Annotated in this window: 20 protein-coding genes; 2 read left to right on the forward strand and 18 right to left on the reverse strand. The window is 62.5% G+C overall.

Annotation, left to right across the window (positions count from 1 at the left end; genetic code table 11):
• Positions 1-18: 18 nt before the first annotated feature.
• The 12 genes from J3D54_RS23750 to J3D54_RS23805 form a co-directional block, all read right to left on the reverse strand.
• Complete coding sequence (locus tag J3D54_RS23750; protein WP_253423394.1) at positions 19-1,476, reverse strand: NAD-dependent succinate-semialdehyde dehydrogenase; 1,458 nt, start codon at positions 1,474-1,476, stop codon at positions 19-21.
• Positions 1,477-1,762: 286 nt separating this feature from the next.
• On the reverse strand, positions 1,763-2,920 hold the full coding sequence (gene argE, locus J3D54_RS23755) for an acetylornithine deacetylase (protein ID WP_253423397.1): 1,158 nt from the start codon (positions 2,918-2,920) through the stop codon (positions 1,763-1,765).
• On the reverse strand, positions 2,917-4,086 hold the full coding sequence (locus J3D54_RS23760) for an FAD-binding oxidoreductase (protein WP_253423400.1): 1,170 nt from the start codon (positions 4,084-4,086) through the stop codon (positions 2,917-2,919). Before J3D54_RS23760 ends, argE begins: the two co-directional genes overlap by 4 nt.
• Positions 4,083-5,474 carry an NAD(P)/FAD-dependent oxidoreductase gene (locus J3D54_RS23765; protein ID WP_253423403.1) on the reverse strand — a complete coding sequence of 464 codons (1,392 nt, stop codon included), beginning with the start codon at positions 5,472-5,474 and terminating at the stop codon, positions 4,083-4,085. Before J3D54_RS23765 ends, J3D54_RS23760 begins: the two co-directional genes overlap by 4 nt.
• Positions 5,456-5,764, reverse strand: coding sequence for a (2Fe-2S)-binding protein (locus tag J3D54_RS23770; RefSeq protein WP_253423405.1), 309 nt, complete (start codon positions 5,762-5,764; stop codon positions 5,456-5,458). The genes J3D54_RS23765 and J3D54_RS23770 overlap by 19 nt, the downstream gene beginning before the upstream one ends.
• Positions 5,761-7,602: an ABC transporter ATP-binding protein gene (locus J3D54_RS23775; protein ID WP_253423408.1), complete on the reverse strand. Its 1,842-nt coding sequence runs from the start codon at positions 7,600-7,602 to the stop codon at positions 5,761-5,763. Before J3D54_RS23775 ends, J3D54_RS23770 begins: the two co-directional genes overlap by 4 nt.
• Position 7,603: 1 nt before the next feature.
• Positions 7,604-8,479 carry an ABC transporter permease gene (locus J3D54_RS23780; RefSeq protein WP_018925983.1) on the reverse strand — a complete coding sequence of 292 codons (876 nt, stop codon included), beginning with the start codon at positions 8,477-8,479 and terminating at the stop codon, positions 7,604-7,606.
• Positions 8,476-9,432: an ABC transporter permease gene (locus tag J3D54_RS23785; RefSeq protein ID WP_253423411.1), complete on the reverse strand. Its 957-nt coding sequence runs from the start codon at positions 9,430-9,432 to the stop codon at positions 8,476-8,478. Before J3D54_RS23785 ends, J3D54_RS23780 begins: the two co-directional genes overlap by 4 nt.
• A gap of 47 nt (positions 9,433-9,479) precedes the next feature.
• Positions 9,480-11,117 (reverse strand): ABC transporter substrate-binding protein, encoded by a 1,638-nt coding sequence (locus J3D54_RS23790; protein WP_253423414.1) that lies wholly within the window; start codon positions 11,115-11,117, stop codon positions 9,480-9,482.
• A 94-nt stretch (positions 11,118-11,211) separates the two neighbouring features.
• Positions 11,212-12,486 (reverse strand): FAD-binding oxidoreductase, encoded by a 1,275-nt coding sequence (locus tag J3D54_RS23795; protein WP_253423419.1) that lies wholly within the window; start codon positions 12,484-12,486, stop codon positions 11,212-11,214.
• A 42-nt stretch (positions 12,487-12,528) separates the two neighbouring features.
• Complete coding sequence (locus tag J3D54_RS23800) at positions 12,529-13,197, reverse strand: haloacid dehalogenase type II (RefSeq protein WP_253423422.1); 669 nt, start codon at positions 13,195-13,197, stop codon at positions 12,529-12,531.
• Positions 13,198-13,750: 553 nt separating this feature from the next.
• Positions 13,751-15,223 carry an aldehyde dehydrogenase gene (locus J3D54_RS23805; RefSeq protein ID WP_253423425.1) on the reverse strand — a complete coding sequence of 491 codons (1,473 nt, stop codon included), beginning with the start codon at positions 15,221-15,223 and terminating at the stop codon, positions 13,751-13,753.
• 241 nt (positions 15,224-15,464) lie between these two features.
• On the opposite strand from J3D54_RS23805, the gene J3D54_RS23810 reads away from it, so the two are divergent.
• Together J3D54_RS23810 and J3D54_RS23815 are read left to right on the forward strand one after the other, a co-directional pair.
• Positions 15,465-16,322, forward strand: a complete 858-nt coding sequence (locus J3D54_RS23810; protein WP_253423428.1) for a GNAT family N-acetyltransferase — start codon at positions 15,465-15,467, stop codon at positions 16,320-16,322.
• Positions 16,323-16,391: 69 nt separating this feature from the next.
• Entirely contained in the window at positions 16,392-17,084 is a 693-nt protein-coding gene (locus tag J3D54_RS23815; protein ID WP_253423431.1) for a cupin domain-containing protein, read from the forward strand.
• A 194-nt stretch (positions 17,085-17,278) separates the two neighbouring features.
• On the opposite strand, the gene J3D54_RS23820 is transcribed toward J3D54_RS23815, so the two are convergent.
• The 6 genes from J3D54_RS23820 to gabT all read right to left on the reverse strand — a co-directional run bounded on the left by J3D54_RS23820 (position 17,279) and on the right by gabT (position 23,674).
• Complete coding sequence (locus J3D54_RS23820) at positions 17,279-18,622, reverse strand: OprD family porin (protein WP_253423434.1); 1,344 nt, start codon at positions 18,620-18,622, stop codon at positions 17,279-17,281.
• 77 nt (positions 18,623-18,699) lie between these two features.
• Entirely contained in the window at positions 18,700-19,905 is a 1,206-nt protein-coding gene (locus J3D54_RS23825) for a DUF1624 domain-containing protein (RefSeq protein ID WP_253423437.1), read from the reverse strand.
• 39 nt (positions 19,906-19,944) lie between these two features.
• Complete coding sequence (locus J3D54_RS23830; RefSeq protein WP_253423440.1) at positions 19,945-20,718, reverse strand: DUF4198 domain-containing protein; 774 nt, start codon at positions 20,716-20,718, stop codon at positions 19,945-19,947.
• A gap of 376 nt (positions 20,719-21,094) precedes the next feature.
• On the reverse strand, positions 21,095-21,583 hold the full coding sequence (locus J3D54_RS23835; RefSeq protein WP_253423443.1) for an Lrp/AsnC family transcriptional regulator: 489 nt from the start codon (positions 21,581-21,583) through the stop codon (positions 21,095-21,097).
• 45 nt (positions 21,584-21,628) lie between these two features.
• Complete coding sequence (locus tag J3D54_RS23840) at positions 21,629-22,285, reverse strand: 2-haloalkanoic acid dehalogenase (protein ID WP_253423446.1); 657 nt, start codon at positions 22,283-22,285, stop codon at positions 21,629-21,631.
• A gap of 96 nt (positions 22,286-22,381) precedes the next feature.
• Entirely contained in the window at positions 22,382-23,674 is a 1,293-nt protein-coding gene (gene gabT / locus J3D54_RS23845) for a 4-aminobutyrate--2-oxoglutarate transaminase (RefSeq protein WP_253423449.1), read from the reverse strand.
• Positions 23,675-23,694: the final 20 nt, after the last annotated feature.

Here is a 23,694-nt window from a genome sequence, read left to right on the forward strand (position 1 = left end):
TGCCCCCGTGTCTATGAATTACAGCCCGCCGATGTGGAAGGCTTTGACTTCAAGGTATTCATCCAGGCCGTACTTGCTGCCTTCACGGCCCAGCCCCGACTGCTTGATGCCGCCGAACGGCGCGACTTCCATGGAAATGATCCCGGTGTTGAGACCGACCATGCCGAACTCCAACGCCTCGCCGAACCGCCAGGAGCGGCGTAAATCCTGAGTGAAATAGTAGGCCCCCAGGCCAAAGGGCGTGGCATTGGCCAAGGCGAGCGCTTCGGCCTCAAAGGTAAACCGCATCAACGGCGCCACCGGGCCGAAGGTTTCTTCGTTGGCCAGCAACATGCCGGCGTGGGTCTCGCCAAGGACGGTCGGCTGAACGAACTGGCTGTCGCCCTCGGGAATGCCGCCGCAGAGCAAACGCGCGCCCTGGCTCAGGGCATCGTCGATGTGCCGGGCGACCTTGCTCACCGCCGCCGGGTTGATCAGCGGGCCGATGCTCACGTCGGCGTCCAGGCCATTGCCGACCTTGAGCTTGCCGACCTCTTCCACCAGTCGCTGGGCGAAGCGTTCGTAGATGCCGTCCTGCACCAGAATGCGGTTGGCGCAGACGCAGGTCTGCCCGGCGTTGCGGAATTTGCTGAGCATGATCCCGGCCACCGCCTGCTCTAGGTCCGCGTCGTCGAACACAATGAACGGCGCGTTGCCGCCCAGTTCCAGGCTCAAGCGCTTGATGTGCTCGGCACTCTGGCGCATCAGCAGCCGACCGACCGCGGTGGAACCGGTGAAGGAGATTTTGCGCACCGTCGGGTTGCCGGTCAGCTCTTCGCCGATGCCGGCGGGCATCCCGGTCAGCACGTTGAACACTCCGGCCGGAATGCCGACACGCTCGGCGAGTACCGCCAGGGCCAGGGCCGACAGCGGGGTCAGGTCGGAGGGTTTGACGATGATCGGGCACCCGGCGGCCAGGGCCGGCGCGCACTTGCGGGTGATCATCGCGTTGGGGAAATTCCACGGCGTGATCGCGGCGCAGACGCCGACCGGTTGTTTGAGGGTCAGCAGGCGGCGGTCGCCGCTGGGGGCCGGCATGGTTTCGCCGTAGACCCGGCGGGCCTCTTCGGCGAACCATTTGACGAACCCGGCACCGTAGCGGATTTCACCCTTGGCTTCGTTCAGCGGTTTGCCCTGCTCGCAGGTCATGATCAAGGCGAGGTCGTCGAGGTTGTCGATCATCGCCTGATACCAGCGCTCCAGCAGCGCCGCACGCTCCGCCGCCGGGCGCGCACGCCACGCCGGCCAGGCCCGCTCGGCGGCTTCGATGGCACGCCGGGTTTCCGTGCCCTGCATGGCCGGCACCCGGGCGAGTAACTGGCCGGTGGCCGGGTCGATGACGTCCAGGGTCGCGGCGTTATCGGCACCGATCCACTGCCCGTCCACATAAGCGAGTTCTGCCAGAAGGCTGGGGTCTTTCAAACGATTCTTGAGCATGGTCGAGTCCTGATCCGAGACATTTCCCAGTCTAGGGAGGTGCCGCGGATGAGGATGCTGAAAGCGTTTGATGGGCAGTGTTGGATGCTGAAATTCGCGGTGGGACGGCAGGCTCTACTGAGGGGAGCATAGCCCGTCAAACCAAAACAAAACCCTGTGGGAGCGGCGGTGCGGCGATCCGACTTGTCCGCGATGGCGGCCTGTCAGTCAATATCAATGTTGAATGTCAGACCCTCATCGCGGGCAAGCCCGCTCCCACAATGATCTCTGTTTGCCACAGAGTGGATTACAGTTTCAGGGAGCCGAGCAAGCCTTCAAGAAACCGCTCCCCCGCCTCCATCTGACTGATCTCGATAAACTCGTCCGGCTTGTGCGCCTGTTCGATCGAGCCTGGGCCGCAGACCACGACCGGTACGTCCAGACGCTGCTTGAACAACCCGCCCTCGGTGCCGAACGAGACTTTGGCGGTGCCGGTATCCGGAGCGGCGAAGTTTTTCAGGAAGCGCACCGCTTCGACGCTCGGGTGGGTATCGAGGCCCGGATAGACGTTGAGGGTTTCGATCTCGATGGCTGCCACGCTGGACAGCTTTTTCGCCTCGCGCACGATCACTTCGGCACGCTCGCGCATCTGCTCCAGGAACTGATCCAGATCGTCCGCCGGCAAGTTACGTACCTCGAAATCCAGGGTGCACAGGTTCGGCACGATGTTCAGCGCCTTGCCGCCAACAATCTGCCCGACGTGCACGGTGCTGTAAGGCACGTCGTAATCGGCATCCTGCGCGCCCTGCGCTTGCAGGTGTTGCTGGCTCTGACGCAGTGCCGCGATGAAATCGCAGGCCACGTGAATCGCATTGACCGAACGCGGCGCCAACGAGGAATGCGCTTCCAGGCCACGGCAGTAAGTGCGGTAAGACCCCTTGCCCTTGTGCCCCAGCACGAACTGCATGTTGGTCGGCTCACCGATCAGGCACAGAAACGGCCGTACCGGCGCCAGGTGCAGCACGTCGAGTAAACGTCGTACACCGACGCAGCCGGTTTCTTCGTCATGGGACAAGGCGATTTGCAGCGGTCGGCTCAACGAATGGTCGGCGGCATCGAGCATGGCGTCGATGGCCAACGCGATAAACCCCTTCATGTCGCAACTGCCGCGCCCGTAAATCCGCCCGTCCTGCACCGTCGCCTGAAACGCCGGGAAGGTCCAGGCCTGCCCTGCTGCCGGCACCACGTCGGTGTGGCCGGACAGCAAAATTCCTGGCAACTCTTTAGGGCCGGTGCTGGCGAACAAGTTAGCCTTTTTGCCCGTTTCGTCCTTGACGATCAGCGACTCGATGCCCTTGGCCAGCAGCAGGTCGCGCACGTACTCGATCAGGGCCATGTTCGACTCTGACGACACGGTGTCGAAGGCCATCAGGCGTTTGAGAATGTCCAGTACGCGGGGTTTCATGAGGCCCTGCTCCTTTGCTCAGTTGTCCGTTGTTCGGCTGCCGGGGCGAACCGGCGGATGGAGAATGGCTCAATCGACGTGCTGGTGCTGCCGGTGCTGATCAGTTCGGCCATTACGTCGCCGACACCGGGGCCAAGCTGGAAGCCGTGGCCGCAGAAGCCGAACGCGTAATACAAGCCGTCAACATTGCCGCTGGGGCCCATCACCGGCAGGGAATCGGGCAGATAGCCTTCAATGCCGCTCCATACGCGAATGATGTTCAGGTTGCCGACACCCGGCAGCAACCGACGCATCTGATCCATCTGATTGAGAATGCTGCGTGGTTCGACATAGGCGCGGCGGTTGTGCATGTCCGGTTTGCTGCGGTAGCCGCCACCGATGATGATGTTGCCGCGCGGGATCTGCCGGAAGTAGATCACCTCCTCGGGGATTTTGGTGTACACGCCGATCACCGTCGGCAAGGCGTACGGCACCGGTTCGGTCACCGCCATTTGCGGGCCGTGGGTGTCCAGCGGCACCGGTTCGCCGAACTGCGCCGAGAGTTTCTGGCCCCAGGCGCCGGCGGTGATCAGCAAGCGCTCGGCGCTGAACTGTCGGCCATCGGTGGTGCTGACGGTGAATTCACCACCGACTTTGTGCACGTCAGCGACTTCGGTCTGTTCCTCGATCCGCGCCCCGAGACGGCGTGCTGCCCGGGCAAATGCCGGCGCGGCCAGACGCGGGTTGGCGTGGCCATCATGGGGCGCATAAGAGCCGCCCTTCACGTCCGGACCGAGGAACGGAAAGCGTTCGTGCAACTCGGCGCCACGATAGATCTTCAAATCCAGCTGCGCCGCCTCGGGCGCCGCCGCGTAGGCTTCCAGCTCGGGGATTTCATCCTCGCGATAACACACGCGCATGTGCCCGCTGGCAATGAATTCGAGGTCGTCGTCGATCAACTCCGGCAGACGTTTCCACAACGCCCAGGATCGATTGGCCAACTCCAGTTGGCCGAGGAATCGCCCCTGACGCCGGACATTGCCGAAGTTCACCCCGCTGGCGTACTGACCGATCTGGTCGCGCTCCAGCAAAATCACCGACTGCCCGCGCTGGCGCAGGAAAAACGCCGCTGCCGAGCCCATCAGGCCGCCGCCGACAATCACCACATCGGCTTTGTGTAGCGTCATGGCGACACCTCCTCGGTGAGCATCGAAAGGGGTTTGACCGGCGCCTGTCCACGCTGCCGGCCGACTTGTTGCACGCTGACGCCCGCCGCCGCGGCAATCACTTCGGCCCCGGCCTGGGAGCAGTAACGCCCCTGGCAGCGGCCCATGCCGACCCGGCTGAAGGCCTTGGCCCGGTTGACTTCACAGGCGCCCTTCTCGCTCACCGTGCGGCGCAACTCGCCGGCGCTGATCATCTCGCAGCGACAGACGATGGCTGAATCCGGCAAGGCTTTGGCTTGCGCCGCCGGCCAGGGAAACGCCTGGGCCAGGCCGAGGCGAAACTCATCCATCACCGCCAGCGCGTGCCGTTGTTCGTCACGCAAACCGGCGTTCAGCGGTTGCTGCAGATCTTCCAGCAACGCCATCGCCACCAATCGCCCGGCGTGCTCGGCGGCATCGGCGCCGCGAATCTTCGAGCCGTCCCCGGCGGCATACACACCGTTGACCGAGGTGCGGCCCTCTTCATCGACGGCCAGCCACCATTGGCTGGACGCCTCATCGAAGCGCATGCGACAACCGGCCAGATCGGCCAATTGGGTTTCCGGGCGCAAGTGATATCCCAGGGCCACGGCGTCGCAATCGACCGTCAGGGTTTCGCCTTTCGCCGTGCTGATCCGTACACCATTGACCCCGCTGGCGGCATCACCCAGCACTTGCAGAGGGTTGATCCCCAAGTGCACCGGGATTTTCGCCCGGTACAACTGCGCCAATAGTTTCAATCCGCTGAACAGCAAGCCAGGCCGAGCCAGCAATTTGGGCAAAGCGCCAATGCGTTTGATCAGCGGCGAAGTGTCGAGCACCGCCGCCACATTCGCGCCTGCTTTGACGTATTGGCTGGCGACCAGATACAGCAACGGCCCGCTGCCCATGAACACCACGCGATGGCCAATGGAAACCGCCTGGGATTTCAGTGCGATCTGCGCCCCGCCGAGGCTGTAAGTGCCTGCCAACTGCCAGCCTTCGATCGGCATCAAGCGGTCAGTGGCGCCGGTGCACAGGATCAGCGCGTCGTAATCCACCGTCGAGTGTTTGCCCTGGCTGACGCAGCACAACTGCCCCGGCGTCAGGTTCCACACCAACGTGTCGGGGCGGTAGTCGATTTGCCCGCGCAATCGGTCGAAACTCTGGTGCAGGTGTTTGGCCTTGGCCGCTTCGGTGCCATACAGGGTGGCGTAATCCCGGGTAAAGCCTTCGGGCTGGCGGCGATAGATCTGCCCGCCATCCCGGCGATTCTCGTCGATCAGGATCGGTTTCAAGCCAGCCGCCAGCAGCGTTTCGGCACAGCGAATGCCGGCCGGCCCGGCGCCAACAATAACCACTCGTTGAGCGCTCAGCTGTGCAGTGGCCATATCGCCTCCGGTTGTGTGGTGACAATGTCCAGCCCTTCGCGGACTTCGTTGGAACAGGCGCGCAGACGCTCGCCGCTGCGGGTCCAGACCCAGCAATCCTGGCAGGCGCCCATCAGGCAGAAACCGGCGCGGCGGCCCGAGTCGAATTCCGATTGACGCAGCGCCGAGCCCTGGGTCAGTAGCGCGACCATCAACGTGTCGCCCTGCAATGCCTCAATCGGCGAACCGTCCACCGTCAGCTTGACGGTCGGCCGGCCCTGTTCGGCCAGCCTCACAAAACGCCCTTTCATGCATAGGCTCCCAGGCTCATGGTGGATAAACCCTGCTGAGTCTTCAGCAACTCGGCACTGTCGTGATGGCAAAGAATTTCGCTACCGCCGTCGATGATCCGCCGGTTCGGCGCGGTGCGATTGCACAGGCCGTCGACCCGCACCGGGCAGCGACTGAGGAAGGTGCACAGTTCCGGCACGTTGGCCCTGGCGCCAATCGGCGGCAGCGTGCCGCAGGTGGTGCCGCAGTTTTCCAGCCAGCCCTGACGCAGTTCCGGCACCGAATGGATCAACAGGTCGGTGTAGGGATGGAACGGTGTCTGGGCAAACGCCTGCCGACTGCCGGCCTGAACCTTATGGCCGCTGTACATCACCACAATGTCGTCGCACAGCGCGCGCACGGTGGAGATGTCATGGCTGATGAACAGATACGACACGCCCAGTTGCTGACGCAGGTCGCGCAGCAGTTCGAGAATCGCCGCGCCGACCACGGTGTCCAGCGCCGAGGTCACCTCGTCGCAGAGGATCAGATCCGGTTTGGCCGCCAGGGCCCGGGCCAGATTGACCCGCTGCTTTTGCCCGCCGGAGAGTTCATTCGGGCGGCGTTCGGCCATGGCGCGCGGCAAACGCACCAGGTCCAGTAGTTCGCCGATACGCTCACGCAGCGCGGCGCCCTTGAGGCCGAAGTACATTTTCAGCGGACGGCTCAGAATGGTGCCGACACTGTGCATCGGGTTGAGCGCGGTGTCGGCATTCTGGAACACCATCTGAATCCGGCGGAACTGCTCATCGGTGCGCTCGGACAGGCTGCCACCCAGTGGCTGCCCATCGAAGGTCAGGCCGCCCAACGCCGGCGTCAGCAACCCGGCCACCACCCGCGCCAAGGTCGACTTGCCGGAGCCCGACTCGCCGATCACGCCGATGGCCTGGCCCCGGCGCACGGTCAGGTCGATATCTTCGAGCACGCGAATGGCCGGCATGCCTTGCAGGTTCTTGTTGCCGTAACCGGCGGTCAGCCCCTGGATGGTCAGCAGCGGTGTTTCTTCGGCGATGCCGCAGGGCGGACGAATCGTCGTGTCCGGGCGTGCCGCCAGCAGCAGGCTGCGGGTGTATTCGTGGGCTGGCGCTTTGAGCAGCAGCGCGGTGGCGCTCTGCTCGAAAATCTGCCCGCCGTTGAGCACGACGATCTGATCGGCCATTTGCGCTACGACCGCCAAGTCGTGGGACACATAAACCGCCGTCGCCCCACGCTCGCGGACCACCCGCTTGAAGGCGCGCAGCACGTCGATCTGCGTCGTCACGTCGAGGGCGGTGGTCGGCTCATCGAGCACCACCAGCAGCGGATCGCTGATCAGCGCCATGGCCGCCATCACCCGTTGCAACTGCCCGCCGGATACTTGGTGCGGGTAACGCTGGCCAATGTGATCGGGGTCCGGCAGGGCCAGGTCGCGGAACAGCTCGATGGCTTTGGCTTCCAGCACGGCCCGGCTGCCCAGACCGTGAATCAAAGCGCCCTCCACCACTTGATCGATGAGTTTCTTCGCCGGATTGAACGCAGCGGCAGCGCTCTGGGCGATGTACGACACCCGATTGCCGCGCAGGCCTTGCAGTTCCCTTTCGCTCAACGCCAGCATGTCGTGCTCGCCGACCTGCACCACGCCGGACGCCAATCGGCAGCCGCGTCGGGCATAGCCGAGTAGCGCCAGGGCGATGGTGGTCTTGCCGGAGCCGGACTCACCGATCAGCGCCAGCACCTCACCTTTGGCCAGGGAGAAGCTCACGCCCTTGACGATTTCCACCTCGCCACGCTCGCCGCAAGCGACCACGCGCAGGTCTTCGACTCGAATCAAATCACCCATTTCAATGACCTCCCGTACGTCGACTACGCCGTGACGACAGTCGGTCGATGAACAGATTCACGCCGATGGTCAGGGTGCCGATGGCCAGCGCCGGAATCACGATGGCCGGCGCGCCCTGATTGAGGCCGCCGATGTTCTCCCGCACCAATGAGCCAAGGTCGGCATCCGGTGGTTGCACGCCGAGGCCAAGGAAGCTCATGCCACTGAGCAGCAGCACGATGAAACCGAAACGCAGCCCCAGATCGGTCAGCACCGGGTTGAGCATGTTCGGCAGGATTTCCACGCAGGCGATGTACAACCGGCGTTCGCCACGGGTGCGGGCCACTTGCACGTACTCCAGCGCTTCGATATTCACCGCCATGCTGCGGGCGATGCGAAACGCGCCGGGGGTGAAACTCAGCACTGCGGTGCAGATCAGCAACAGCACCGAAGAACCGAACGCCGAAACCATGATCAACGCCAGCATCTTGCTCGGGATGGAAATAAAGGCATCCATCAAACGGCTGATCACTTCGTCCAGCCACTTCGGCGACACCACCGACAGCAGCGCGCAACCAGTGCCCAATGTGCTGGCCAGCACCGCCGAAATCAGTGCCAGCCCAACGGTGAATCGTGCGCCGACGAGGATCCGGCTAAGCATGTCGCGGCCCAGGTAGTCGGTGCCCAACGGGTAAGCCGCGCTGAGGCTGTCGAACACGTTGTCGGAGACCACTTCACCCACCGGGTGCGGCGCCAGCCAAGGGCCGAAGATGGCCACCAGTAGCCAGATCACACACATCGCCGCCCCGACCAGGCCGAGCCACGACGGCCCATGGGCGACCTTGCCCAATGCCAGCTCGGGCCCTGCAGGCGCCGATTTCGCCATGAGATCGTTCATTGGTTTCTCAGCCTCGGATTGGAAAGAATCGCGCACAGGTCGGCAATCAGCACCAACCCCAGGTACGCCGTACAAAACAGCATGGTGCAGGCCTGAACCAGCGCCATGTCGCGGTTAGTCACCGCATCGACCATCAGGCTGGCAATGCCGGGGTAGTTGAAGATCGTCTCGACGATCACCACCCCGCCCAGCAGGTACGACAGGCTCAGGGCGATGGCATTGGCGATTGGCCCGATGGCGTTGGGCAAGGCATGGCGCAGGACAATCCGCACCGGGCTCACACCCTTGAGCCGGGCCATTTCCACATAGGCGCTGTCGAGTTGATCGATCACCGCCGCCCGGGTCATGCGCGCCATCTGCGCGACGATCACACAGCACAACGTCATCACCGGCAAGGCGTAGGTACGCAGAAATTGCAGCGGTGAGGTGATGTCGCTGGCATAGGACAACGCCGACAGCCAGCCCAGGTTCACCGCAAAAATCAGCACCGCCAGGGTCGCCACCAGAAATTCCGGCACGGCAACCAGGGCCAGGGTGATGAAGCTGAGGACGCTGTCGATGCGCCCGCCCCGGCCCATGGCCGAGCCGATGCCGATGATCAGCGCCACCGGCACCGACACCAGCGCCGTGACGGCCGCCAGCATCAATGTGTTGGGCACCCGCCCGGCCATCAGCTCGCTGACCGGCAAGGCATTGGACACCGACTGCCCCATGTCGCCGCTCAGCAAGCTCATCAACCAATGCAGGTAACGCACCACACCGGGTTGATCCAGCCCCAGTTTCAGGCGCAAGGCCGCCACCTGTTCCGGCGTGGCGAATTGCCCGAGCGCCTGTTGCGCCGCGTCCCCCGGCAGTACCGCCGTAATGGCGAACACCACCATGGACACGATCAACAAGGTCACGATCGCCGCGCCCAGGCGCCGGCCGATCAACCACAGTGTGTTGCTATTCATCGCCCTACCCTCATGCAATAGCCCCGCTGACACCCGTGTGCGGCCAATCAGGCATCGAGCCAGACCTGTTCGGCGAACATGTAGCCCATGAAACCGCCGAGGGGGTTGCTGCCGTAGCCCTTGATGCGCTGGTCGACGCCGTCGATGTTGCTGATGAACACCGGCACGCCGATACCGCTGTGTTCATGCACCAGGGCCTGCATGTCGGCGTACATCTTGCTGCGCTTGGCGTCGTCGGTTTCACCACGGGCGAGCATCAGCAACTGGTCGAACTGATCGTTTTTCCAGCCTGACTCGTTCCATGGCGCGCTGGACTGGAAGAACTGCGAGAACATCACGTCGGCGTTCGGCCGTGGGTTGATGTTGCCGAAGCTCAGCGGGTGCTTCATCCAGTGGTTGGACCAGTAGCCATCGCTGGGCAGGCGGTTGACGTCGAGCTTGAGCCCCGCCTGTTTCGCCGATTGTTGCAGCAGCACGGCGATGTCCACCGAACCGGTCGCGGCGGGCGATGCCACCAGCGGCATGCTGATGCTTTCCATGCCGGCCTTCTTCAGCAGGAATTTGGCTTTTTCCGGGTCGTAGACTCGCTGTGGCAGGTCGGCGTTGTAGTAGCGCGAACCTGGGGAAATCGGGTGGTCATTACCCACCACGGCAAAACCACGGAACACGGCGGATTTCACCTGTTCACGGTCCAGCAGGTACTTCATCGCCTGAGTGAATTCGGCGCTTTTACCCGGCAACTGGTCCTGGCGGATGATCAAGTCGGTGTAGTTGCCCGACGGCGCATCGACGACCCGGTGTTTGGCGCTGGCCTTGATCCGCGTGGTCGAGCGCGGGTTGACCTCGTTGATCATGTGCACGTCGCCCGACAGCAGCGCGTTGACCCGTGACGGTTCGTCGCCAATCGCGATGAATTCGATCTCGTCGAGGTACGGCAGGCCCGGTTTCCAGTAGCCGGTGTTGCGCGCGGCAATCGAGCGCACCCCCGGTTTGAATTCCTTGACCTTGAACGGCCCGGTGCCGATGCCCTGATTGAAGTCGGTGGTGCCTTCGGGAACGATCAGCAAGTGCGACACGGCGAGGATCGACGGCAGCTCGGCATTCGGCGCGCTCAGGCGGATCTGCACTTCGTGGGTGCCGGTGGCCTTGATCTCTTCGAACTGCGCCATCAGCGGCATGACCTTGGAACCGGTCAGCGGGTCTTTGTGGCGCGACAGCGAGAACACCACGTCGGCGGCGCTCAGGGTCTTGCCGTTGTGGAAGGTCACGTCCTTGCGCAGGGTGATGATCCACAGCGTCGCGTCGGTGTTATCGATGCGCTCGGCCAGTTCCAGTTGCGGCACCAGATGGCTGTCGAAACGGGTCAGGCCGTTGTAGAACATGAAGTGGCGCACGTAGTCGGTGGACAACGCGCCCTTGGCCGGGTCCAGGGTGTCGGCGGTGGAGCTGGACATGCCGGCGACGCGAATCCGCCCACCCGGCTTGCCTTTGCCCGGGGTCGCCGCTTCTTCGGCGAACAGTTTGCCGGCGGCGCCGAACAGGCTACCGGCGCCCGCTGCGGCAACACCCGCCACGCCGAGCATCTGCAAGGCGCTGCGGCGTGACATGCCACGATTGAGGCCTTCGAATACCCGCAGGCTGTCCTGGCCGGAAATCAGTTTCGAGTCGATCTTGTTGTCAGTCATATCAGTTGTACCTGTCGAAAAAATGAGGCTCGAGTGCCCACGGATGTCCGGGGCGTCCTGGAAACGCAAACGACGGTGACGCCACAACATCAACTCAATGCAAATAGTCCTGGAGGCGGTAGTAAGCGCCAACGAACGGCAAGAACCACGGCTTGCCGAAATGCCCGGGAATTGCCGGCCAGTCGAGTTCGCGCCAGGGATTGGCCTCGACTTTGCCGGCCATCACCTCGGCCATCACCTGGCCCATGTGCACCGACATCTGCACCCCATGGCCGCTGTAGCCCATGGAGTGATAAACCCCGCCATGCTGACCGGCGCGAGGCAAACGGTCGGAGGTCATGTCCACCAGCCCGCCCCAGCAGTAGTCGATTTTCACGTTGGCCAACTGCGGGAACATCTGCACCATCGCCGCTTGCAGCACCTTGCCGCTCTTGGCGTCGTTCACGCTGTCGGACATCGCAAACCGCGCACGGCCGCCGAACAGCAAGCGGTTATCCGGGGTCAGGCGAAAGTAGTTACCGATCATGCGACTGGTGACATAGGCACGCCGACCGGGCAGCAACTGATCGATGAGGAACTGCGGCAGCACCTCAGTGGCGATCACGAAACTGCCGACTGGCACGATCCGCCGCCGATACCAGCCCAGACCGCCGTGCTGACAGGCCCCAGTCGCCAGCAACACTTGCCCGGCGTGCAGCGAACCCTTGGCGGTGTTGACCCGATAGCCGCCGGCCTGGGCCTTCCAGTCCGTCACCGGTGTGCCTTGATAGATCAAGGCGCCGTGACGTGCCGCCGCCTCGGCCAAGCCAACGCCGAAGCGTCCGACGTGCATCTGCACGCCGTTGCGCTGCAATAAGCCGCCATGGAACTGCGCCGAATTCACTTCGGCGCGGGTCTGTTCGGCGTTCAGTAACTCGACCTCAGCGTCGACTTCCTTGCGAATCAAGTCACAGGTGCGCGCCAGACCCTCGTAGTGCAGCGGTTTGGCCGCCAGTTTGAGCTTGCCGTTGCGCTTGAGGTCGCAGGCGATCTGCTCCTGCTGCACCAGCGACACGACGCTCTGCACCGCGCTTTCATAGGCCTGGTAATAGGCCCGGGCCTTGTCGGCACCGAGGCTGGCGCTCAGCCCGGCGTAGTCCTGGGCAACGCCGGTGTTGCACTGACCGCCGTTGCGCCCGGAGGCTTCGCCTATCACTCTCCCGGCTTCCAGCACCACCACGCTGGCGCCCTTCAAGGCCAGCGCGCGAGCCGCCGCCAGGCCGGTGAAACCGCCACCGACGATGGCCACGTCGACCTGCCCGGGCAACGCACCGAGCTGAGCACCGGTAAACGCCGGTGCGGTGTCGAGCCAGTAGGATTCACTGCCCATATCCAACCCCTTATTCCGTGAAGAGCGCCGTTACCGTTCGACTCAGAGACCGACCAGCGCCGCCAGCCCACCAATGTCGGTGATCTGCTGGTAGCCGAAGAACGCATTGCCCGGAACCTCGTGACCACGGGCGACAAAGGCCTTGTTCTTGATCTTCATGTCGTGGGCCGGCATCAGGTCGTAACGGAAACTGGAAGACACATGCAAGATGTCTTCCGGGCCGCAGTTGAGGTTGTCGAGCATGTACTCGAACGCCGCCAGACGCGGCTTGTAGGCCTGAGCCTGTTCAGCGGTGAAGACTTTGTGAAACGGTGCGCCGAGCTTGTCGACGTTGGACATGATCTGGCTGTCGCTGGCGTTGGAGAAAATCACCAGGGGGATCTTGTCGGCGATTTTCGACAGGCCGGCCGGTACATCCGGGTGCGGGCCCCAAGTTGGCACGGCGTCGTAATACAGCTGACCTTCGCCACGGTATTCGATGCCCCAACGCTTGCAGACTCGCGCCAGTGCGGTCTTGAGGATTTCGTCATACGGCCTCCAGTCACCCATGACCTGGTCCAGGCGATAGGCCGAGAAGTCCTTGACGAACTGATCCATCTGCTCGGGCACCACGCGGTCAGCGAACAGCTCGCGAGTCATTGTGCCCATGTGGAAATTAGTCAGCGTACCGTAGCAGTCGAACGTAATGAATTTGGGGCGAAGAAAGCTCATTGAGTGCGGTCCTGAAGTTCGTTGAGGTCATGGCGCAACAGGTATTCGCTGCGTTTCGGGAGCGGCGATGCAACGCTGCAGCACACCGTCATTACAACACCGTGAAATCAGCAGATGGCGTTAAAAGCGACCTCTGCTTGATACAAACCACCGTTTTAGCCTGCCCCCTCAGCAGACTTTGCGGCTCGCTCCAGCCTTGGGCAAACCCCGTATTTATGCGCTCTTATGGACCTTCATGGCCGCGCGGGGCTCAAAAACGCCCCCATTCACGGCAGAACCTGCGCCGGGCTGAACGAAAACGGGCGCGTCCCTGAGGAAGCGCCCGTTTGGGTGCGGTTTGAAACCTGTCGACGATCTGCGGTTAACGGATCACCTGTGGCGAGGGAGCTTGTCGGAACGCCGCATCGCCCCGTTCGGCTGCGAAGCAGTCGTAAAACCGGCTGACGCGTTTTACCTGGCGGATCGCGGTGAGTGTTTTTTTGGGGCCGCTGCGCGGCCCAACGGGGGCAAGCCCCCTCGCCACAGGCAGCCCCCCTCGCCACAGAGTTATGTGTTAGTACGCGATATCGATCAGCACACTCTTGAAGCGCAAGTTGGCTTCGAACGCTTCGCGGCCCAGGTCCTTGCCGATGCCGGAGCGTTTGTAGCCGCCGGTCGGCAGGATGTAGTCGTTGCTGCGTCCGTAGCGGTTGACCCACACCGTGCCCGCCTCCAGCCGCCGGACCAGGCGCAGGGCGCGGTTGATGTCGGCGGTGTGCACGCCCGCCGCCAGGCCGTAAGTGGCGTGTGCGGCCAGGCTCAGTGCCTGTTCTTCGTCATCGAACGCCTGCACCGTCAGCACCGGGCCGAAGATTTCTTCGCAGATCGCCGGATTCTGGTTGTCCAGACCCGCCAGCAACGTCGGTTGGTAATAGGCACCACCCAACCCTTCAAACAAGCCACCACCGGTCAACACTTCGGCCCCGGCCTGACGTGAACGCTGGACGATGCCGTCGATGCGGCTGGCCTGCAATCGCGAAATGATCGGCGACAGCGTGCTCTCGGACGACCAGGTCGGCCCCGGGCGCAATTCCTCGAAATACGCCTGCAAGTGCGCAACGAACGGTTCCATGATCGAGCGCTCAATCAATAGCCGCGAACCGGACACGCACACCTGCCCGGCATTGCCGGTGATGGCCAGCGCCACGGTGCGCGCGGTTTTCGCGAGGTCCGGTACGTCGGCGAACACCAGTTGCGGGCTCTTGCCGCCCAGCTCCAGCGTCACCGGTTTCGGCCCCACCAATGCACAAGTGGACATGATGCTCGACCCGGTCGCCGTAGACCCGGTAAAAGTCACCTTGCCCACCCGTGGATGACGGCACAAGGCATCGCCGGTGATGCGGCCATCGCCCTGGACCACGTTGAAAATCCCCGCAGGAATGCCCGCCTGCACCGCCAGTTCGGCAAAGCGCAGGCTGGAAAACGGCGTGAGTTCCGACGGTTTGAGCACCACGGCATTGCCGGCGGCCAGCGCCGGGGCAACTTTCCACGACGCCATGCTCAACGGGAAATTCCACGGCGCGATGGCGGCGATCACGCCATACGGTTCAGCGATCTGCATACCCAATCGATCGGTCTGGGTCGCGGCGACATGACCGCCGTGCTTGTCCGCCAGTTCGGCAAAGAAGCGAATGCCCTCGGCGACATAAGGAATGTCCCAGGCGATCACATCTTTATGCGGACGGGTCGAACCCACCGCTTCCAGCGGCGCCAGCACAGCGGCATCGGCTTCGATCAGATCGGCCCAGCGGCGCATGACACGTGCCCGCTCCCGGGGCGGACGGCTGGCCCAATCGCTGCGGTTAAACGCCTGCCAGGCATCGTTGACCGCTTCATCCACCAGGTCGGCATCGGCGATCGGCAACTGGGCATAGGCCTGGCCGTCCGAAGGGCGAACCACCTCCAGTCCCGGCTGGGCGTCGCGGTATTTGCCTGCAATAAAGTGAGCGCTGCGCACAGCGATAAGGCGAGGATCAAAGCTATCCATGGAGCACTCCAGAAAGGGACGGCGAGGCGTTTACTCAGGCCTCCATCGTAGAAAAAAAGCCCAAGCATTTGCTGCCGACCTTATGGGGCAATTAAGTAGTAAGTGTGGTCTGCAGGCCTTTGATGTGAGGAATCTGCCGAATCTTTCCGCACCCCTTGTCAGGCCTTCGCGCAGATGGGATACAGGCATCCTCGCGCCGGAAAACCGGCTGATCGCGCACACTGTAAAACGGAGACTCGCCATGTCCGCCTCGCACCCTTCCACCTATGTCTATCGGCCGATGACCGCCGCCGATTTGCCTTCGGCCCATGCCTTGTCTGTTGAGTTGAAGTGGCCTCATCGTCTGGAAGACTGGGCGATGTTGCAGCGGGTCAGCGAAGGTTTCGTGGTGCTCGATGGCGAACGTTTGATCGGCACCGCGTTCGCCTGTCTGCAAGGCGGTTTCGCCACCATCGGCCTGGTGATTGTCAGTGACGACTATCAGGGCCAGGGCATCGGCCGTCGGTTGATGGAGCACGCGCTGCAAGCCTGCCAGTCGCGCACGCCAGTGCTCAATGCAACCCTCGCCGGCGCACCGCTTTACACCAGCCAGGGCTTTGTCGAGTTCGCCCGGATTCAGCAGCATCAAGGCTTGGTGCAGGTGCCCGCGCTCGAACCTCTGGCGGACGGCGAAGAGTGCCGCCCGTTGCAGGCGACGGACCGGGCTCGTCAACTGGAGCTGGCCAACGCCGGCAGCGGGCTGGACCGGCACGCGGTGCTCACGGATCTGTTCGCAGTGGTCGAGCACTCGGTGGGTATCGAGCGCGACGGTCAGTTGCGTGCCTTCGCCCTGCTGCGCCCGTTCGGCCGCGGTCGTTGCCTCGGCCCGGTCATCGCCGAAACCCAGGAACAGGCGAAACACTTGATCGCCGTATTGCTGGCCCAGGTGCCGGACGCTTTCGTGCGAATAGACATTCCGGCCGACAGTGGTTTGAGCGAGTGGCTGGCGCTGGCCGGTCTCAAACAGGTCGACACCGTGGCGCAAATGGCGCGGGGCACACCGCCGCAAGCGGTCAACGGCGTCCGCCAATTGGCCCTCGTCAGCCAAGCCATTGGCTGATCCCGGCGCGCGATGAAGCGAGCCTCTTCCAACACCTTCTACCCGCCATTTGCAGGGAGCGTCACCCGTATGTCTCAACCTACCGTTCTGCTGTTGGCTCGCGCTGACGGCAGCCGTGTTTCTACGCCTTTCAAAGCCGCGCCCTTGAGTTCCATCGACCCTTTCATGGACGGTCGTCAGATCGCCTTCACCGGGCCCGACGGCGTCGCGGCAGGCCTCGTTCACACCAGCAAAACCCTCGATATCAAGGACTTCCCGCACACCGAAGTGATCGTGCTGCAATCCGGGGAACAGGTGCTGGAACTGGGGATCGGTGCCAGCGCGGTGATCGGTCGCGGTACGGCGCTGCAAGTTCAGGCACAACCCGATACGTGCTGGGCCTTCTGCGCCGTCACCAGCCCCACTGCCGAACTGACGCCGGGGCTCACGGCGCTCGACCCTTTGGCGATGCTGTCGCCTTCGGCGGCACCGGAACCGCAGATACTGATCGGGCCTACGCCGCAGTGTCGTTCGCGCAATGCCTTCGAAGATGACGCCACTGATCTGCGCGTCGGTGTCTGGGATTCGACGCCGTACACCCGCCATGGCCGACCACACAAACTCAACGAGCTGATGCACCTGCTTGAAGGCAGTGTGAGCTTGCAAGCGCCCGACGGGAGCAGCGTAACGGTCAACCCTGGTGACACCGTGTTCGTACCGCAAGGCGCGCCATGCGCCTGGAGCAGTGCACGGTATGTGCGCAAGGTGTATGCCGTCAAATAGCACTATACGTTTCGATCTGTGGGGACTGGGCTTGCTCGCACCCCGGACTCCTTGTGGGAGCGGGCTTGCCCGCGATAGCGATGTGTCCGTTACATCAATGTTGGATCTACCGCTGTCATCGCGGGCAAGCCCGCTCCCACAGGTATTTGTGCTGAACTCAGTAAATGTGTCTACAAAGCCCTCCCACAGATGCCTCAGAACTTCCCGCCCAACGGGTATTCAATCGCCAGGCGAATCTGATCGGCATCCAGCTCGGCCTGCGCCGAATTCCCTCGATGGACCGCATGGCGCAGGGTAAACCCAAGGTTCTTCGCCGGGCCCGACTGCACCACATATTTGGCCTGCAGATCACGTTCCCAATGCTTGCCACCCTGTCCGTAACCCAACCACTGGTAACCGCCGTTCGGGTCCATGTGACTGCCGTCGATGCCGCTGCCGCGTACATACAGCGCGCCGAAGGTCAGGCCAGGAACGCCATAACCGGCCATGTTCAGATCATAACGAGCCTGCCAGGACGCTTCTTCGGGTGCGTTGAAGTCGGACAGCGCCACCGAGTTGCTCAGGTAAATCGCGCCCCGGGTCACGTAGTCGAAGGGCGTGTCGCCATCGACCTTTTGGTAGCCCAGACCAAAGCTGTGAGCGCCGACCTTGTAGGTGGAGAGAAAACTCCAAGTGGTGTTGTCGATACGGCCCGATAACGCTTTGCCGGTGTCCTGGGTGCGATACAGATTGAGGTCGAAGATCAGGTCCTGGCCAGCGGCCAACGGCTGCGTGTACACCGCGCCCAGATAGTGCTGGCGCCAGGTATTGTCGTACTGCGCGCTGAACAGGCTGGCATTGAGCCCCTTGACCGAGGTATTACGCACACCGATCAAATCGAAGCTGTTGCCCTGCTTGCCGTTGGAGTAATTGACCACAAAGCCTTGGTCATGGCTGGTGGCGTTACGGTCGGTGCTCTCGTTAAAGTGCCCGCCATACAGCGTGGTGCCAGGCAGTTCGCGGCTGGTCAGCAGCCAGCCGGTGGCGGTTTCGGGCAACAAGCGGCTGTCGGATGAGCCGAACACCGGGGTTTTCACCCGCTGCTCGCCGTAGCGCAATTCGCTGGAGGAAAAACGCAGCTTGGCCACCGCACCGCCTCGGCTGAACTCATCCTTGGGGTGGCCTTCGTTGTCCACGCCGAGCACCCGCGCCTTACCGGCGCGCCCGCCACCGCTGTCCAGTTGCCAGCCGGAATACAGGTGCGCGTCCAGCCCGAAACCCACGGTGCCGGTGGTGAAACCCGAGGCCACATCGGCCATCAGACCGTAAGCCCACTCCTGCGCCAGATCGCTGCGCTGGGCCCTGGGTTTATAGGCGTTGCGCGCGCCGTTACTCAGCGAACCGTGTTGATAATCGCGACGATCAAAGAGGCTGCGATTGAGCAGGCTCCATTGGCTGTCCTGCAAAAATCCGTTGGCGTTGTCTTGTTCCGATGCCTGAGCGAGCAGGGTTTCCCCTCCCAAGGCCAAAAGCAGGGCGTGCGTCGTTAACGTCTTCACAGTTCTCTCCTGGAAAATCGGTCGTGCGTAGCGGGTCTGCCAGGTGCCCCGCCCAATGGGGGGCACCGAAGAGCGGCTCAGAGGTACTTGAGAATCGCGATGTCGCGACGGCGCTGTTTGAGGTTGGCGAACCAGCGCGTCGGGAAGAACAGCAGCACCCCGAGAATCACGCTCCACAGCCAGACCATGGGCAAGTTATCGAAGCCGTAATAGGTGCCCTGATTGGCGCCCCAGATGGCAACGGCTACCAGGTACATGGCCTTGAGCACGTACAGGTGCAGCAAATAGAAAAACATCGGCGCACCACCGTAGATCGCCAGGGTCGCAGTGGACCAGCGATCCTGGGCCTTCTCGAACACCGCCAGAAGAATCAGCCCCAGGCCGAGGGTCGGCATCAGGAACATCAGCGACGGCGGATACTTCTTCGCGCTCATGAAGCTCATGAACGTGCGCAGCGAGTCACCGGTCTGCACCCAAGGTTTTTCGCCGTAAACGTTCAGGTAGCGGATGAACACGAATGCCGCCAGCAGGCCGAAGCCGACTTTGAGCAAGCGGGAAATCCGCGCGGCCGGTTCTATGTCCTTGCCGAACCACGGGCCGATGGCCCAGCCCAGCAAAATCACACCGATCCACGGCAACACCGGATACGTGGTGCGAGCCCGGGTGAACTCGGTGATGTCGATGAACACCCGCTGATGCAGAATCGACCACGGCACAAAGAACGGCGACTCCGGCCCCACGGTCACGCCATCGAGCAGGTTGTGCCCGGCGACAATCGCCACCCCAAGTACGATCAGCCAGCCGCGTTTGAAGTGCAGCAACCCGGCGAGCACGATCATGCAGATGCCGATGCACCAGATCACTTGCAGCCACAGCGTCTTGGGTGGGAACTCGGCGTTCCAGGCAAAGCACACGAACGTGAGCTCCAGAAACACCAGGAACAGCCCGCGCTTGAGCAGGAACACCGAGGTTTCATTGGCCGTGTGTTTCTGGCTGTAGAGCCACGCCGACAACCCGGTGAGGAAGATGAACACCGGGGCGCAGAGGGTGCTCAGCAGGCGGGTGAAGAACAGGTCCGGGGTCACGCTCAAGGCATCGATCGGGTCGGTGACCTGGCGGTGCAGCAGAAAGGTTTCACGCACGTGGTCGATCAGCATCAACAGCATGACGAAACCGCGCAGGGCATCGATGGCGAGCATCCGAGTGTTGGTTTTGGCAATGCTGGTGGCCAGCGCAGGGGAAACACTTCCCGCCTGCCCTGCCACGCTTGTAGATAGGCTCATATCAGTCACTCATGTCTTGGTCAGTGGACTACCGCTGGCTCAGCCCTGTTTCTTCAGCCTGGCAACTTCCGATGCTGGCAGCTGCGACGGCGCCCGCGGCAAGGGTACCTGACCTTCCTTTCGATAGAACGACAGTGTTGAACTGAAGCTCTTCACGTCAAAGGGCTCGGCCTGCCCCTGGGGATTGGTGCGCTGCCCGGAGGTGTGATCCTTGTATTCGACCGCCACCACATAGGTGCCCTGCCAGGGCAACTCGAAACTGACCTTGCCGGCCGCATCGGTGCGTCGGGTGAACACTTCACCGGAGCCGGTTTCCAGTGCCACATCCTGATCGGCCAAGAGCTTGTGCGCATAGAACACCTGGAACTGCGCCTTGCCCGCATCGGCGACGCCGGTGGGCACGATGTCCAGGGTCAATTCCGGGGTGCGTGCACGCAAATCACCGACCCAACGGGTGGCGGGCGTCCAGTAAGCCTTGAGGGTTTTATCGCCGTCATGCAGGTCGAAGATCGGGTAATGCGCATCCTCGGCCAGCAGCGAATCATCCGCGCTGGCTTGATGCGCCACCGCGAACGCCTGGCGCTGTAAGGTCAGGCTCAACGGCTGGGACCTGTTGCTGATCGACCAGCCCTTGAGTTGCCGGAACCGGTCCATCCCGCCCGGTGTGACTTCCAGCATGTTCTTGTCATATTCCCCGTAGTACAACGCCAGGGGTTGCCCCGGTGGTTGCTCGTACCAGATTTGATGCGCCTCGCTGCTGCTTGCCAGCATGAAGACGCCGTAACCCAACAGTGCTTTTTTTGCGTGGCTCATTCGCATTTTTTTGCGCTCCGATTGGTGTTGTTCCACGGATCGTTGCAGCCCTGCAACGACCTGCCCCCTCTCTCTGAACGCATTACAACGCAGGCGATTTTGCGCTTCGTTCCAAATTCAACACTCATATCGCCAACGAAGACTGTTTTCGCCGCGTAAACAGCTGTTTATGCGGCTTGCGCCAGCATGAAGCGCGTTGAGCGGTTGTGTGGCCCCGATGTCCAATCGAGGTGCATGCACAATGTCAGTCAGTATGGTGAGGAACCTGTGGGAGCGGGCTTGCCCGCTCCCACAGGGAATTGCGGCATCAGCCCGGCGCGCGCCTTTTTTGAAGGCGCGGCAGGCTGCAAGGGAATGGGGCTACGCGGAGGGAGTTTCAGTGACGCAATAATTTGCGCAGCGGCACGCCGTCCTTGAGCACGGGTGACTTGATGACGATGTAGCTGAAGTACTTGGAGATGCCGATGTTCTTGTCCAGCAGGCTTTCGACCACTTCCTGATAATGCTGGATGCTGCGGGTCATGAAGCGCACCAGGTAATCGTAGCCACCGCTGATCAGGTGGCATTCGAGCACTTCATCGACCAGACGGATATTGGACTCGAACTTGGCGAAGTCTTCGCGCTTGTGGTCGCTCAAGGTGATCTCGGTGAACACCGTGACCGAGTCGGTGATCTTGGCCAGGTTCAAGTGAGCGTTGTAGCTGGAAATATACCCGGCCGACTCCAGCCGCTTGACCCGTTGCAGACAGGGGCTGGCCGACAGGCCCACGGCATCGGCCAGGCTGACGTTGGTCATGCGCCCGTCCTTTTGCAGCTCAACCAAAATGCTGATGTCGATCCGGTCCAGTTTGACTAAACCTTCCATTACGTACCTCTTGACTGCCGTTTGTAAGACAATCTTCTAGCAAAATCAGCGCCGTAAAGACAGCTGATGCTGAGCCACCAGATCCGCCATGCTGTTGATGCAGTAGTCCGCCGCGCACGGCGTCGGGTGTCTGGCCCGGCCGCGACAGATCAGGCAGACCGCGCCCGCCCCGGGTTGTCGGGCGCCAAGCCGGGTTACCTGAAGGATGGAGTTGGCATCAAGGTCATTGGCCGCCAGCCAGTCATGATCCTGCAATGGGTCGCTGGCCAGGGAAATAAAATCGTCGGGCAGGATCCCCAAGCGTTCGCACAGCAGGCCGCGATCTTCGGCGTCACGGTCGCCATGCACCAGCAGGCGATAGAACTTGCGCAAATACAGCATGGCGCCGGGTGCGTCCTCGAACAACGACCAGCCGACGACCGACCGGGCGAAGCTCATGCCCTCCTCCCAACTGGCTTTCAACTCCCAGCGCTCGGCCAATTGACGGTGAGCGAAACACAGCAAACCACTGAAGCCCAGTTCGCCGAAACGCGGGTACAGCGCCTGCACCACCTCGCTGAATTCGGTCAATACTTGTGCCTTGTCCGGGTGACCGCCACGGCTGTCGAGCAGCGGCTGCAACGCCGCCCAGACTCCGGAATCGCGATCCACCAGCACCTCATCGCAATCGATCAGCAACGCTCGATAATCAGTCAGCCCCATGGTGTGTAAAGCCTCCGATGATGCATTCCATCAATCCATGCTCCATAAATGCTCACGGGCGATGCCATGTGGCAGCGCCCGTGAGCTGGCGTGAGCTCAGTTCAAGACTCGTGCCAGTGCCGCGTCGAGAATCTGCAACGCTTCATCGACCTGTGCTTCGGTGGTCACCAGCGGCGCCAGGAAGCGCAGCACGTTGCGGTGCACGCCGCACTTGATCACCAGCAGGCCACCGGCCCGGGCTTCGTCGATCAGTCGTTGGTTGAGGTCGGCATCCGGGGTCCGTGCCTCGTCATCCTTGATCAGCTCGATCGCCAGCATGAAGCCACTACCGCGCACGTCGCCGATACGCGGGTAACGAGCCTGCAAGCGCAACAGCCCCTGACGCAGACGTTCACCCAGGGCCTCGCCACGGGCCAGCAACTGCTCTTGCTCATAGGCCTCGATCACCGCCAGCGCCGCCGCGCACGACAACGCGTTGCCGCCGTACGTACCGCCGAGGCCGCCGGGCAATGGCGCGTCCATGATCTCGGCCTTGCCGACCACACCGGACAGCGGCAAACCGCCGGCCAGGCTCTTGGCCACGGTGACCAGATCCGGCTGGATGCCGGCGTGCTGGAAACCGAACCATTTGCCGGTACGCCCGAAACCGGTCTGGATTTCATCGAGGATCAGCACGATGCCGTGCTTTTCAGTCAGGGCGCGCAGGGCCTGAAGAAACTCCGCCGGTGCCGCAAGGAAACCGCCATCGCCCTGCACCGGTTCGATGATGATCGCCGCGACCCGCTCAGGCGCCACTTGGGTGGCCAACAATTCGTCCAGCGCCTTGAGCGCCATGTCGCTGGTGACACCGCGATAAGCATTCGGATATGGGGTGTGGAAGACCTCCGGCGCGAACGGCCCGAAGTTCTGTTTATACGGCTGGCTCATACCGGTCAGCGTGGTACCGAGCAAGGTCCGACCGTGGAACCCGCCACGAAAGGCGATCACCGCCGAGCGGTTGGTGTGGGCGCGGGCGATCTTCACCGCATTTTCCACCGCTTCGGCGCCGGAGGTGAAGAACGCGGCTTTATAAGCGTCCTGGCCGCCGATCATTTCGCACAGGCGCTGGGCCAGGTCGAGATAAGGCTTGTAGGCCACCACCTGAAAACAGGCGTGGGAGACTTTTTGCAACTGCGCCTGCACCGCCGCGACCACCTTGGGGTGATTGTGACCGATGTTAAGCACCCCGATGCCGCCGACAAAGTCCAGGTAGCGCTTGCCGTCCACGTCCCACAATTCTGAACCCTGGGCCCGATCGATCACCAACGGATGCGCGGTAACCAGGCCACGTGGCACGAATTGATCGCGCTGACGGAGCAAATGAGGGGTTTCGTCGACTTTGCTATTCATGGCATTTCCCATCGTGAGTC

The sequence above is a fragment of the Pseudomonas sp. GGS8 genome (genome assembly GCF_024168645.1).
In the GTDB taxonomy this organism is placed as follows: Bacteria; Pseudomonadota; Gammaproteobacteria; order Pseudomonadales; family Pseudomonadaceae; genus Aquipseudomonas.

Coding starts and splice junctions, on each gene's coding strand:
- J3D54_RS23840 (WP_253423446.1), bottom strand. CDS start 22,285: ATGGGGCTGACTGATTATCGAGCGTTGCTGATCGATTGCGATGAGGTG.
- J3D54_RS23800 (WP_253423422.1), bottom strand. CDS start 13,197: ATGAGCTTTCTTCGCCCCAAATTCATTACGTTCGACTGCTACGGTACG.
- J3D54_RS23825 (WP_253423437.1), bottom strand. CDS start 19,905: ATGAGCCTATCTACAAGCGTGGCAGGGCAGGCGGGAAGTGTTTCCCCT.
- J3D54_RS23765 (WP_253423403.1), bottom strand. CDS start 5,474: ATGGCCACTGCACAGCTGAGCGCTCAACGAGTGGTTATTGTTGGCGCC.
- J3D54_RS23775 (WP_253423408.1), bottom strand. CDS start 7,602: ATGGGTGATTTGATTCGAGTCGAAGACCTGCGCGTGGTCGCTTGCGGC.
- J3D54_RS23750 (WP_253423394.1), bottom strand. CDS start 1,476: ATGCTCAAGAATCGTTTGAAAGACCCCAGCCTTCTGGCAGAACTCGCT.
- J3D54_RS23835 (WP_253423443.1), bottom strand. CDS start 21,583: ATGGAAGGTTTAGTCAAACTGGACCGGATCGACATCAGCATTTTGGTT.
- J3D54_RS23815 (WP_253423431.1), top strand. CDS start 16,392: ATGTCTCAACCTACCGTTCTGCTGTTGGCTCGCGCTGACGGCAGCCGT.
- J3D54_RS23760 (WP_253423400.1), bottom strand. CDS start 4,086: ATGACGCTACACAAAGCCGATGTGGTGATTGTCGGCGGCGGCCTGATG.
- gabT (WP_253423449.1), bottom strand. CDS start 23,674: ATGAATAGCAAAGTCGACGAAACCCCTCATTTGCTCCGTCAGCGCGAT.
- J3D54_RS23785 (WP_253423411.1), bottom strand. CDS start 9,432: ATGAATAGCAACACACTGTGGTTGATCGGCCGGCGCCTGGGCGCGGCG.
- J3D54_RS23780 (WP_018925983.1), bottom strand. CDS start 8,479: ATGAACGATCTCATGGCGAAATCGGCGCCTGCAGGGCCCGAGCTGGCA.
- J3D54_RS23810 (WP_253423428.1), top strand. CDS start 15,465: ATGTCCGCCTCGCACCCTTCCACCTATGTCTATCGGCCGATGACCGCC.
- J3D54_RS23830 (WP_253423440.1), bottom strand. CDS start 20,718: ATGAGCCACGCAAAAAAAGCACTGTTGGGTTACGGCGTCTTCATGCTG.
- J3D54_RS23790 (WP_253423414.1), bottom strand. CDS start 11,117: ATGACTGACAACAAGATCGACTCGAAACTGATTTCCGGCCAGGACAGC.
- J3D54_RS23795 (WP_253423419.1), bottom strand. CDS start 12,486: ATGGGCAGTGAATCCTACTGGCTCGACACCGCACCGGCGTTTACCGGT.
- argE (WP_253423397.1), bottom strand. CDS start 2,920: ATGAAACCCCGCGTACTGGACATTCTCAAACGCCTGATGGCCTTCGAC.
- J3D54_RS23805 (WP_253423425.1), bottom strand. CDS start 15,223: ATGGATAGCTTTGATCCTCGCCTTATCGCTGTGCGCAGCGCTCACTTT.
- J3D54_RS23770 (WP_253423405.1), bottom strand. CDS start 5,764: ATGAAAGGGCGTTTTGTGAGGCTGGCCGAACAGGGCCGGCCGACCGTC.